The sequence below is a fragment of the Enterococcus faecium genome, assembly GCF_029023785.1.
Lineage (GTDB): Bacteria > Bacillota > Bacilli > Lactobacillales > Enterococcaceae > Enterococcus_B > Enterococcus_B faecium.
In genome coordinates this window covers 2,327,996-2,340,000 of sequence record NZ_CP118955.1, presented here as the reverse complement: position 1 = coordinate 2,340,000, position 12,005 = coordinate 2,327,996, and the positions used below count along the sequence as shown (strand labels likewise).

9 protein-coding genes, 13 tRNA genes and 1 riboswitch (1 of these 23 cut by a window edge) are annotated in these 12,005 nt (G+C 40.0%); of the genes, 18 read left to right on the top strand and 4 right to left on the bottom strand.

Annotated elements, in window-relative coordinates; all coding sequences use genetic code 11:
- The 16 genes from PYW34_RS11345 to PYW34_RS11270 form a co-directional block, all read left to right on the top strand.
- Window positions 1–66 (top strand) — tRNA-Met (locus PYW34_RS11345); it begins 8 nt to the left of the window's first position.
- Between the two features lie 18 nt (window positions 67–84).
- Window positions 85–160: transfer RNA gene (locus PYW34_RS11340), tRNA-Asp, on the top strand.
- A gap of 1 nt (window position 161) precedes the next feature.
- Window positions 162–232: transfer RNA gene (locus PYW34_RS11335), tRNA-Gly, on the top strand.
- 13 nt (window positions 233–245) lie between these two features.
- Window positions 246–319: transfer RNA gene (locus PYW34_RS11330), tRNA-Ile, on the top strand.
- Window positions 320–343: 24 nt separating this feature from the next.
- A tRNA-Ser gene (locus tag PYW34_RS11325) sits at window positions 344–431 on the top strand.
- A 21-nt stretch (window positions 432–452) separates the two neighbouring features.
- A tRNA-Glu gene (locus tag PYW34_RS11320) sits at window positions 453–524 on the top strand.
- Window positions 525–546: 22 nt separating this feature from the next.
- A tRNA-Ser gene (locus tag PYW34_RS11315) sits at window positions 547–636 on the top strand.
- A gap of 12 nt (window positions 637–648) precedes the next feature.
- Window positions 649–722: transfer RNA gene (locus PYW34_RS11310), tRNA-Met, on the top strand.
- An 18-nt stretch (window positions 723–740) separates the two neighbouring features.
- Window positions 741–813, top strand: a tRNA-Asp gene (locus PYW34_RS11305).
- A gap of 3 nt (window positions 814–816) precedes the next feature.
- Window positions 817–889: transfer RNA gene (locus tag PYW34_RS11300), tRNA-Phe, on the top strand.
- Between the two features lie 4 nt (window positions 890–893).
- Window positions 894–964 (top strand) — tRNA-Gly (locus PYW34_RS11295).
- Window positions 965–976: 12 nt separating this feature from the next.
- Window positions 977–1,050 (top strand) — tRNA-Ile (locus PYW34_RS11290).
- Between the two features lie 11 nt (window positions 1,051–1,061).
- Window positions 1,062–1,133: transfer RNA gene (locus PYW34_RS11285), tRNA-Glu, on the top strand.
- A 188-nt stretch (window positions 1,134–1,321) separates the two neighbouring features.
- A riboswitch (SMK box riboswitch) is annotated at window positions 1,322–1,401 on the top strand.
- A complete protein-coding gene (metK, locus tag PYW34_RS11280) occupies window positions 1,399–2,592 on the top strand; it encodes a methionine adenosyltransferase (protein ID WP_002289731.1) in 1,194 nt (397 codons plus the stop codon). (Overlaps the previous riboswitch by 3 nt.)
- A 129-nt stretch (window positions 2,593–2,721) precedes the next feature.
- Complete coding sequence (locus tag PYW34_RS11275; protein ID WP_002295566.1) at window positions 2,722–4,194, top strand: MDR family MFS transporter; 1,473 nt, start codon at window positions 2,722–2,724, stop codon at window positions 4,192–4,194.
- A gap of 82 nt (window positions 4,195–4,276) precedes the next feature.
- Window positions 4,277–5,065 (top strand): alpha/beta hydrolase, encoded by a 789-nt coding sequence (locus PYW34_RS11270; protein ID WP_002295567.1) that lies wholly within the window; start codon window positions 4,277–4,279, stop codon window positions 5,063–5,065.
- A gap of 66 nt (window positions 5,066–5,131) precedes the next feature.
- Here the strand turns inward: PYW34_RS11270 and PYW34_RS11265 are convergent, their stop codons facing one another.
- A complete protein-coding gene (locus tag PYW34_RS11265) occupies window positions 5,132–5,800 on the bottom strand; it encodes a TetR family transcriptional regulator (RefSeq protein WP_002285876.1) in 669 nt (222 codons plus the stop codon).
- A gap of 114 nt (window positions 5,801–5,914) precedes the next feature.
- On the opposite strand from PYW34_RS11265, the gene PYW34_RS11260 reads away from it, so the two are divergent.
- Both PYW34_RS11260 and PYW34_RS11255 read left to right on the top strand, forming a co-directional pair.
- Complete coding sequence (locus PYW34_RS11260) at window positions 5,915–7,627, top strand: ABC transporter ATP-binding protein (RefSeq protein ID WP_002285883.1); 1,713 nt, start codon at window positions 5,915–5,917, stop codon at window positions 7,625–7,627.
- A 2-nt stretch (window positions 7,628–7,629) separates the two neighbouring features.
- Complete coding sequence (locus tag PYW34_RS11255) at window positions 7,630–9,399, top strand: ABC transporter ATP-binding protein (protein ID WP_002285885.1); 1,770 nt, start codon at window positions 7,630–7,632, stop codon at window positions 9,397–9,399.
- Between the two features lie 204 nt (window positions 9,400–9,603).
- Here PYW34_RS11255 and PYW34_RS11250 read toward each other — a convergent pair whose 3' ends face one another.
- The 3 genes from PYW34_RS11250 to PYW34_RS11240 are packed head-to-tail and all read right to left on the bottom strand — an operon-like array spanning window position 9,604 to window position 11,782.
- A complete protein-coding gene (locus tag PYW34_RS11250; RefSeq protein ID WP_002285906.1) occupies window positions 9,604–10,170 on the bottom strand; it encodes a class I SAM-dependent methyltransferase in 567 nt (188 codons plus the stop codon).
- Window positions 10,170–11,126, bottom strand: a complete 957-nt coding sequence (locus PYW34_RS11245; protein WP_002285909.1) for a TIGR01212 family radical SAM protein — start codon at window positions 11,124–11,126, stop codon at window positions 10,170–10,172. The genes PYW34_RS11250 and PYW34_RS11245 overlap by 1 nt, the downstream gene beginning before the upstream one ends.
- Complete coding sequence (locus PYW34_RS11240) at window positions 11,126–11,782, bottom strand: phosphatase PAP2 family protein (protein WP_002285911.1); 657 nt, start codon at window positions 11,780–11,782, stop codon at window positions 11,126–11,128. Before PYW34_RS11240 ends, PYW34_RS11245 begins: the two co-directional genes overlap by 1 nt.
- Window positions 11,783–12,005: the final 223 nt, after the last annotated feature.

Below are 12,005 nucleotides of genomic sequence, written 5' to 3'. Positions count from 1 at the left end.
GGAGCAGTCTGGTAGCTCGTCGGGCTCATAACCCGAAGGTCGTAGGTTCAAATCCTGCTCCCGCAATTAAAAACTAAAAACACTGGTTCCGTGGTGTAGGGGTTAACATGCCTGCCTGTCACGCAGGAGATCGCGGGTTCGATTCCCGTCGGAACCGCCATGCGGGTGTAGTTTAGTGGTAAAACCACAGCCTTCCAAGCTGTTGTCGCGAGTTCGATTCTCGTCACCCGCTTTTAGTTTTTTATGGGCCTATAGCTCAGCTGGTTAGAGCGCACGCCTGATAAGCGTGAGGTCGATGGTTCGAGTCCATTTAGGCCCATTAGTACAAAATCTTATTGGTTTTGGGGAAGTACTCAAGTGGCTGAAGAGGCGCCCCTGCTAAGGGTGTAGGTCGGGAAACCGGCGCGAGGGTTCAAATCCCTCCTTCTCCGTTTCAATATTTTGTTTTACCTGGCCCGTTGGTCAAGCGGTTAAGACACCGCCCTTTCACGGCGGTAACACGGGTTCGAATCCCGTACGGGTCATTAATTTAATATAGTTTTACATGGAGGATTACCCAAGTCCGGCTGAAGGGAACGGTCTTGAAAACCGTCAGGCGGGTAAAACCGTGCAAGGGTTCGAATCCCTTATCCTCCTTTTTCATATTATCGCGGGATGGAGCAGTCTGGTAGCTCGTCGGGCTCATAACCCGAAGGTCGTAGGTTCAAATCCTGCTCCCGCAATTAAAAACTAAAAACATTGGTTCCGTGGTGTAGGGGTTAACATGCCTGCCTGTCACGCAGGAGATCGCGGGTTCGATTCCCGTCGGAACCGTTTGGCTCGGTAGCTCAGTTGGTAGAGCAATGGATTGAAGCTCCATGTGTCGGCAGTTCGATTCTGTCCCGCGCCATTATGCGGGTGTAGTTTAGTGGTAAAACCACAGCCTTCCAAGCTGTTGTCGCGAGTTCGATTCTCGTCACCCGCTTTTAGTTTTTATGGGCCTATAGCTCAGCTGGTTAGAGCGCACGCCTGATAAGCGTGAGGTCGATGGTTCGAGTCCATTTAGGCCCATTTATTTTATTGGCCCGTTGGTCAAGCGGTTAAGACACCGCCCTTTCACGGCGGTAACACGGGTTCGAATCCCGTACGGGTCATGGAAGATACTTTTTGAGTATCTTTTTCTTTTTATCTGAAAGAATGATTTTAAAAAGCTTAGCAGAGTTATCTTTATGGATGATTGTGCTAAGCTTTTTTGGACAGTTCTAATGTAAAATATTTTTATATTTTTTAAGCAAAAAAATGAAAAAATACGAGCAGAAAACTGTTTTATCTGCTATACTTGGTTCGTTGCAAGTTCCCGAAAGGATCCGCAGGACGGAGATGCCTTGTAACCGAATTTAACTAGGGGGAATCATTATAATGGTAGAAAGACACTTATTTACATCAGAATCTGTTTCTGAAGGACATCCAGATAAAATTGCTGACCAAATCAGTGATGCAATCTTGGATGCAATTTTAAAACAAGATCCAACAGCACGAGTAGCGTGTGAAACGTCTGTAACAACTGGTCTTGTTTTAGTATTTGGAGAAATATCTACGACGGCATATGTAGATATTCAAAAAGTCGTACGGGAAACAATAAAAGAAATTGGTTATACACGTGCAAAATTCGGATTTGATGGAGATACAGCAGCTGTATTGGTTGCGATTGATGAACAATCTCCTGATATTGCTCAAGGAGTTGATGAAGCACTTGAGATCCGGGATGAAGATAAAAAAGACGTATTAGATGAGATTGGTGCTGGTGACCAAGGTTTAATGTTTGGGTTTGCTGTAGATGAAACACCAGAATTGATGCCTTTACCAATCGCTTTGAGTCATCGTCTGGTACGACGCTTGGCAGATTTGCGTAAATCAAATGAATTAACGTATTTACGTCCAGATGCAAAATCTCAAGTAACGGTTGAATATGATGATCAAGGACAACCGGAACGCGTAGATACAATCGTTATTTCAACACAGCATGATGATGCAGTAGATAATGAAACAATTCGTCATGATGTCATCGAAAAAGTAGTGAAGGAAGTTATTCCAGCTGAATTATTAGATGATCAAACGAAATATTATATCAATCCGACTGGCCGATTTGTCATTGGTGGTCCTCAAGGGGATGCCGGATTAACAGGAAGAAAAATCATTGTTGATACGTATGGCGGTTATGCTCGTCATGGTGGCGGTGCTTTTTCTGGTAAAGATGCGACAAAAGTTGACCGTTCTGCCAGCTATGCTGCACGTTATATTGCTAAAAACATTGTTGCAGCAGGGCTTGCTCGCAAAGCAGAAGTACAGCTAGCTTATGCGATTGGTGTTGCTCAACCTGTTTCGATCTCAATCAATACTTTCGGTACTGGAACGGTTCCGGAAGAAGAACTGATTGCTGCAGTGAGAGAAAACTTCGATCTTCGGCCAGCAGGAATCATCGAGATGCTTGATTTGCGTCGTCCGATTTACAAACAAACAGCTGCTTACGGTCATTTTGGTCGTACAGATGTAGATTTGCCTTGGGAACATACGGACAAAGTAGATGCGTTGAAAGCAAGTTTAGCAAAATAAGTTATATTCAGCTGGAACGATCGCCAAGTGGTGGTTGTTCCAGCTTTTTTTATGGCAGTTAACCTCTTGAAAAAGATAGTAATTATTTATCTATTTTTAGATCCTGTCATAATGAAAGGGAGGAATAAGATGAAAAAAGAAACAAATGTTACTTTGGTCACAGTGAGTATTTTCATTGCAACGTTCATGACGGCTATTGAAGGTACAATCGTAACAACCGCTATGCCAACGATTGTCGGTTCATTACATGGAATGGAAATCATGAACTGGGTATTTTCGATTTATTTGCTGACAAACGCTATGCTTACTCCGATTTACGGAAAACTTGCGGATAAAGTGGGACGGAAACCAATCTTTATTTTTGGGACATTATTGTTTATTATCGGTTCGTTATTTTGCGGTTTATCTCAAAGCATGATTGGGTTGATTGCTGCTCGTGCGATTCAAGGGATGGGTGCTGGGGCAATGATGCCAGTAGCTTTGACGATCATCGGCGATCTTTATTCTATTGAAAAGCGAGCAAAAGTTTTAGGTTTGAATAGTTCAGCCTGGGGGATTGCCAGTGTTTTTGGACCGCTTGCGGGAGGATTCATCGTTGAAACGATCAGCTGGCACTGGATCTTTTTTATCAATGTGCCGATCGGAATTCTATTAATTATTTTGATTTGGCTATATTTAAATGAACCAAAAATCATACATGAGTCTAAACCAATGGATATTTTTGGTAGTTTTAGTTTGATGGCCATGCTTGTCTCATTGCTGTTAGGGTTCCAATTATTAGGAGACGAAGGAATGAGTCCGCTTGTTTCTGCTTTGCTGCTAGGTAGTATCGTAATGTTAGGTATTTTTGTTTTTGCCGAAAAAAGAGCTAAAGATCCTGTCATCATGATGCATTTATTCAAAAATCCACTATTTGTTGTGGTCAACTTGGCTGCAGCATTGGCTAGTGGTTTTTTGATGGGAATCGATGTTTATATCCCTATGTGGATGCAAGGTGTATTAGGGCTGAATGCAGCAATTGGTGGGCTGGTATTAGCACCATTATCACTAGTCTGGATGGTCGGTTCTTTCCTTGCAAGCAAGTGGATGACTCAAATGAAAACTCATTGGGTCTTGAGAATTGGACTACTAATCGCAGCTATTGGGGGCGCTTGGTTGTATCTTATGCCTTTCAGAAGTAACTATTTATGGTTTTTTGCTATATCAACGGTCATCGGTATAGGCTTAGGTGTGACCATGACTACCTCGACTGTCAGTGCACAAAATAGTGTATCTCGTGACCAGCTTGGTGTAGCAACTTCTTTTAATACGTTAGTTCGAACAATTGGTCAAACAGTCATGGTTTCTATTTTTGGTTTATTGATAAATGGGGTAACTAAACGAGAACTTGCAGCAGCAAATTTAACAAATGATGCAGATATCATGAATAAACTGGTGAATCCACAAACGGCTAAATATATTGATGCGGATATTTTGTTACCATTAAGAAAAATTCTTTATGATGGGTTACATTCCGTTTATCTAGTTGGCTTGTTACTCGTGATCATTGCTTTGGTCTTAACGCTTTTCGTTCATGAAAAAAGTGGTAAAATAAAACAGTAGTTTCGGTTAAGATATGTACGTAGCCGAATCATTCAAATTTAAAGTTATTCAAAAATAACTTCTTACTAAGGAAGGCGAAAATATGGCATTTATTCAAGCAAATATTTATTCGAATGTGTTAGAAATGGAAGTCAATCTAAATGTGATACTACCGCAAACAACAAAAAAGGTGATTGGCACCAGTTCAGAGCAAGAGACAACGGATATACCTGTTTTATATTTACTTCATGGAATGGGTGGCAATCATAGTGTATGGGAAAGACGTACGTCGATTGAACGTTATGTAGCAAACTACGGATTAGCTGTCATCATGCCATCTACTGATCTTGGCTGGTACACAGATACAGTTTATGACATGAAGTATTGGACATTCATTGCAGAAGAGCTACCTGAGATTTGTCATGAATTATTCCCGCAATTAACAAGAAAAAGAGAAAAAACATATGCCGCTGGATTATCGATGGGCGGATATGGCGCGTTAAAACTAGGCCTTGCAAAATCAGAAAATTTCGCAGCAGTAATCTCTCTTTCAGGCGCTGTTTCTGTAGGAAATCGAATGGATGATCTTTTGATGGTTCGTAAAGCATCTTTTTGGGAAGGGATCTTTGGACCATTGGATCAAATCGAAGGTTCAAAAAATGATCCGCAATACTTATTGAAAGAACTAGTAAAAAGCGGAAAACCAGTTCCAAGATTTTATATGGCTTGTGGGGAATCTGATTTTCTTTATCAGGCAAATCAGGAAATGGTATCTGCTATGCAGGAACAAGGCTTGGCGGTCACCTTTGAACAAGGACCTGGCGATCATAACTGGATCTTCTGGGACCAATGGATTCAACGTGCATTGGCGTGGCTAATGGAAGAAAAATAAAAAAAGAGTCTTAAAAAGATAGCTCCTATAGAGATCACAAACATAGTGATCTCTATAGGAGCTTTTTTACTGCTCGTTTTCTCTTCTTTTATTTTGTTGGCATAAGCCTTCAATATAGGTTTGTGCACTCGTTAGAAAGAGTGCTTTTTCATTCAATTCTGCATGGGACTGCATACTTTCTTTAAATCCCTCTAATTGATTTTCAACTACATAATTACGCATAAATAGAACTGTTTCTTTCAAAAATTCATTTCCGTCCATAATTTTTTGTCGAAGCTGCTGTTCATGCTGCTGATCCATTAACTGTCCAATCAATAAATTGTGGAGAGAGGCAATGGCCTGATGACTTTGGGTGACTGAAAATCCTTCACGAACAAGTAATTGGATCATTTGCTCCAAATGTTCTAATCGACTCGGAAAAGCGGGCACAGTATTGATTTCTAATTCTGCCCCACAAGGGAAACGTGTATAAAGGTCATAGTAATTTTCCATATACTGCAGCAACTGTTCATTCCAAGGCAAAGTTGGATCTGGAAGCGCTAATTCTTCTTCCATTGTTTCAGCCATTTTTTGCAAGAGCTGTTGTTTGTTTTTGAAATACCAATATAAAGCAGGTGCTTGAACATGAATTCTGTTTGCGATGTTTCGCATGGAAAGCTGCGAAAGAGCTTGTGTTTCAGCCAGGATATCAAAGGCGGCCTGAATGATGATTGCTTGAGAAAGCTTTATTTCCATTTTATCAACCTCGTGTATTGCATTATCTTTTTAAACATGGTAAATTGTTAGTCGGTCTAATTTTACAGTGTTAAATTAGTCCTGTCAATTTAAACAAAGGGGTGTAATCAACGAATGAAATTAATCTTACGACATGCGAAAAAATATAAAGTAGCTGTTTTTATTTCCTTGCTGTCCGTAGCAGTCATGGTTGCAGCAGCATTATGGCAACCTAAGTTACTACAGCAAGTATTGGAAGCTATTATTACAGAAGATAATGATGAAATGAAAACAATTGGTATTTACCTGATCAGTCTGGCTTTGCTAGGATTAGCCGCAGGTGTAACGAACACGATTTTCTCTGCAAAAGTAGCTCAAGGCGTAAGTGCAGATATCCGAGAAGAAGCATTTCGAAAGATCCAGACATTTTCATTTGGAAATATCGAACAGTTCTCTGCTGGAAATCTTGTTGTTCGTCTAACAAATGATATCACGCAAATCCAAAATTTAGTGATGATTTCTTTGCAATCACTTTTTCGAATTCCATTCTTATTTATTGGTGCCTTCATTTTAGCTATGATCACGATGCCGCAATTATGGTGGATCATCGTAGCGCTTATCGTTACGGTATTTCTGATTACGGCACTTTCATTTACAAGGATGGGCAAGCACTTCATGATCATTCAAAAACTGATTGATCGTGTGAATAGCATTGCAAAAGAAAACTTACTAGGGATTCGTGTAGTGAAATCTTTTGTACAAGAAGAAAACCAATTGAAGTCATTCAGCAAAGTAAGTGAGGACTTAACAAAACACAACATCATAGTCGGTACATTATTTTCTGTGATGATCCCGTCCTTCATGCTGGCTGCCAATTTGGCTGTGGTTGGGGCGATCTTTTTTGTGAGCGATCTTGTTAAAGATGATCCTACGTTAATTGGTGGAATTGCTTCATTCATGAACTACTTGATGCAGATTATGATGGCAATCATTATTGGCGGAATGATGATGATGATGACTTCAAGAGCAGCCGTATCGCTGAAGCGGATTGCGGAAATTTTAGATGCTGAACCAGATCTTACTTATTTAGACGTTCCAGAACAAGAGTTGACGGGTTCTGTCACTTTTGACCATGTTTCTTTTCGTTATCCTGGTGAGGATACAGATACGCTTAAAGATATCAGCTTTTCTATCAAACCTGGAGAAATGGTTGGTATCGTCGGGGCGACTGGTGCCGGGAAGTCAACACTAGCACAATTGATCCCTCGTCTATTTGATCCGACAGAAGGCAAAGTTGAAGTAGGTGGTGTAGATCTTCGTCAAGTAAATGAAAAGAGTTTAAGACAAACGGTTTCCTTTGTTTTGCAAAAAGCAATTTTATTCTCAGGAACGATTGCTCAAAACTTGCGCCAAGGGAAAAAGAATGCAACAGAAAAAGAGATGGAACATGCTTCTTCTATTGCTCAAGCAAAAGAATTCATCGAAAAGTTATCTGATCGTTACGAAGCACCAATAGAAGAACGTAGCAGTAACTTTTCTGGTGGTCAAAAGCAACGTTTATCCATTACTCGTGGCGTTATCGGTAATCCAAAGATCTTGATCCTAGATGACAGTACGAGTGCACTGGATGCTCGCTCTGAAAAGCTGGTCCGAGAAGCACTCGATCGAGATTTGAAGGGAACAACGACGATTGTCATCGCACAAAAAATTGCTTCTGTTGTCAAAGCAGACCGCATCTTAGTATTGGATGAAGGCAGATTAGTCGGCGAAGGAACCCATGAGGAATTGGTAGCTGGAAACCGTGTCTATCAGGAAATCTTTGAAACTCAAAAAGGAACGGAGGAGTAAGTATGACTGATCTAATAAAAGCAAGTAAATTTTTCTATCACTATTTGAAGCGGTACAAACTCTCCTTTTTCTTTATCTTTATCACAGTGATCATTGCTACCTATCTACAAGTAAAGGCACCTCAATACATCGGGGAAGCTTTTCAAGAATTAGCTAATTACGTAGGAGGCTTGATGCAAGGCGTAGACGATAAAAGCAAATTTGTTTCTGTAATATGGAAACTCTTGCTGTTTTATGTACTAGCTAGTGCAGCCAACTTTATCTATAGTATTTTGTTCACACAAGTAGTAGGGAAGTCAACGAACCGAATGCGTATCGGTCTATTCAACAAATTGGAAAAATTGACGATCCGTTTCTTTGATTCTCATCAAGACGGTGAAATTTTAAGTCGTTTTACCAGTGACTTAGATAATATTCAAAATAGTTTGAACCAAGCTTTGCTTCAAGTCATCACGAATGCTGTTTTACTTGTCGGGATCTTGATCATGATGTTCCGCCAAAATGTAGAGTTAGCTTGGGCTACAATTGCTTCCACTCCAGTAGCCGTTTTGATAGCTGTCTTGATTATCCGCAAAGCACGGAAATATGTGGATCTTCAGCAAGATGAAGTGGGGAAACTAAATGGTTATATGGATGAAAAAATCAGCGGACAACGTGTCATCATCACAAATGGCTTACAAGAAGAAACGATTGAAGGATTCTTAGAGCATAATCAAAGTGTTCGCGAAGCAACCTTCAAAGGACAAGCTTATTCTGGTCTACTATTTCCGATGATGCAAGGAATGTCACTGGTCAATACAGCGATAGTTATCTTTTTCGGCGGCTGGTTAGCATTAAATGGTGATTTGGAACGTTCGGTGGCATTAGGCTTAGTTGTGACATTCGTCCAGTATTCACAACAATATTACCAACCACTGATGCAGATTTCATCTGGATACAGCATGATCCAATTAGCGATTACAGGGGCAAGACGATTGAATGAAATATTTGATGAAAAAGATGAAGTCAAACCAGAAAACGGTAAAGCATTTGATGGTGTTGAAAAAGGTCTTGCGTTGCAGCACGTAGATTTTGGTTATTCTCCAGAAAAACTAGTCTTGAAAGATGTCTCGATCAATGTGGACAAAGGAGAAATGGTTGCTCTTGTTGGTCCAACAGGATCGGGGAAAACGACGATCATGAATCTGCTAAACCGTTTTTACGATGTCAATGATGGTTCAGTAGTCATCGATGGAATAGATATCCGAGATTATGATCTTGATGCATTACGTAGACATGTAGGAATCGTTTTGCAAGAATCTGTATTGTTCTCCGGAACGATCAAAGACAATATCACATTCGGCAAACCGGACGCTTCAGATGAAGAAGTCATCAATGCAGCAAAACAAGCGAATATTCATGACTTCATCATGACGTTAGAAAAAGGTTATGATACAGAGATATCCGAAGAAAATAACTTATTCAGTACAGGTCAAAAGCAGTTGATCAGTATTGCTCGAACGATCATCACAAATCCATCTTTATTGATTTTGGATGAAGCAACAAGTAATGTAGACACGGTAACAGAAGCAAGGATCCAAAAAGCAATGGATGAAGCAATCAAAGGAAGAACCAGCTTTGTGATTGCTCACCGGCTGAAAACAATCTTGAATGCAGATAGAATCGTTGTCTTGCGTGATGGGGAAGTCATTGAAGAAGGCAGTCATCACGAGTTATTAGCAGAAAATGGATTTTATGCGGAACTTTATCATAATCAATTTGTATTTGAATAAAGAGGTTGTGAAAAAGCTGTCCTGCATCAAGTAATAAGAACAGCCAATCAAAAACAGCTTCTCATGTTTTTGATTTGGTTGGACTTATTACCGCAGATATAAGCTTTTGAGCACCGTGAATAAAGAGGTTATGAAATCAACGCTCTAACCTGAGTATTAGAGAAAAAAACGCAAAACATATCATTTATGTTTTGCGTTTTTTATTTATCTTTTTTTCTCAATACAATATAAAATAGGCGGCTGGTTCTTTTGGTTGATAAACCGATAATTCAGCACATTATATGTTTCCTGTGGCAGTTTGGAACAAAAAGAATCAACCATATCCAGTTCTTTTTCTCCACCTTCATGACCATAGTAGACGACAAGGATCAATCGTCCGCGAGGCACAAGTCGTTTCAATATTTCTTCCATAGCTGTGCGTGTAGTCTCTGGCATAGTGATGATTGCTTTATCACTTTTTGGGAGATACCCTAGATTGAAAATCCCTGCTTTGAGATTTTGTTGTTCAGCTATCACTTCTCCTAACGTTTCGTGGCCTTGTAGAAACAATGAGACACGTTCTTCTAACTGACGCTGTTCTAGCCTTTCACGAGTAGCATCGATTGCTTGTTGCTGGATATCAAAACTATAGACATGACCAGTTTTTCCGATGTGTTCTGCTAGAAAAACCGTATCGTGGCCATTGCCCATCGTTGCATCTACGACGTGATCCCCTGGTTGCAAGATTTCTTGCAGTAATGTATGGCTGAAATGCAAAGCAGTTTGCAACATCAGACGCTCACCTTTTTCCGTACATCATATTTTCCTTGGAAGCTATCTCTGCGAAGAAGTTCTTCATCAATTGCATTCAAGACTTCCCATTTTTTCAAGCTCCACATTGGTCCAATCAAGGAATCCCACGGCGCATCCCCTGTCAAACGATGGATGATGATCTCTTTTGGTATCATTTCCAGCTGGTCGCAAATGACATTGACATAGTCAGGACGGCTCATTAATTGAAGGCGACCTTCATGATAGTCCCGCAACATTCTCGTTTTGCGCATCAGATGCATCAAATGGAGCTTGATTCCTTGGATATCTGAATCTAAAATGGTGCGTCTGACATTTTCTTTCATCATTTCTAAACTTTCGCCTGGTAATCCGTTGATCAAATGCGTACAAACACGGATATTATGTTTGCGTAATTTAGCCACGCCATCTAAATAAGTTTGATAATCATGTGCTCGGTTGATCAGTTTTGAAGTTTCTTCAAAAGTTGTTTGCAATCCAAGTTCTACCCATAAATACATCCGCTCGTTCAGTTCAGCAAGGTAATCAACTACTTCATCTGGCAGACAATCCGGTCGTGTACCGACTGATAATCCTACGACACCTGGTAAATTGACTACTTGCTCAAATCGTTCTTTGATTATTTCAACTGGCGCATGGGTGTTTGTAAAATTTTGGAAATAAACGATGTATTGTTGGACATGAGGCCATTTTTGATGCATCATGTCGATTTCTTTCTGGAATTGGATTGGAAGAGGGTCTTCAGGTGCAACGATCATGTCTCCCGAACCAGATACACTGCAAAAAGTACAACCGCCATGGGCAACAGTCCCATCTCGATTCGGACAGTCAAATCCTCCATCGATCGGCACCTTGAAAATTTTCCCGCCAAACTCATTTCGTAAAGCGTAATTCCAAGAATGATATCTTTTATTTCCTTCTGAATAAGGAAAAGTCATTAAAAGTCCTTCTTTCTGTAAGAGTTATCTATTTGTTTTCTTTTTTCTCTATACACTGGATAAGTCAGGCACAGCCAAGAAAGACTGAGTAAGTAACCGCCGATGATATCAGTAGGAAAATGAACGCCCAGATAAATGCGGCTTATCCCGACACTTACTATAATAAACATCATCAGCAATTGAAGCAATGTGCGTAAGGTTCTTTTTTGAACAAAAGCTGGAAGCAGAAATAGTAAAGAACCGTAAAGAATCATACTGCCTGCTGCATGTCCACTAGGGAAACTGTAACTTGTTTCAACTACTAAGTGCGCCAATGAAGGACGCTCTCGCATGAAAAATAGTTTGATCACCGGGTTGATGATTCCAGCAATTACAATAAATCCAGAAACGAACCAAAATGTTTCTGCCCTTTTTTTCTTATACCACATCCATAAAGCCGCACAAGCAAATAAAATGATGACGGTAAGAGGATTACCGAATTTAGTCATAAAGAGTTGGTAGCTGTTCAGATCAGGATAAGAAGCTCTGACAATGCCTGTAAACCACTGATCGAAACCAGAAAGCCACGACAGATGGAACTTTACGATCCAGCCCAAAATGAAAAACAGGACAAGAAAGAAGCTACCAGCCACCTGAAATGATGTTTTATATTTCATACAATTCCTCCTTTGAAGCAATGACTTATTATAGCATTTTTGGTCCAGCGAAAAAAACGGTAAAGAGATAAAACCAATGTATGATTCCTCTTTGAATAACCAATATTCTTATAAAAAAAATAACTGTAATCGGAAAGACATTTTTTGGTAATGCAAATGAAATGTTAGGGAAATAAAATCAGTGTTTTTCGAAATCCTTTTAAACAAGAACGTAGACGTAGGA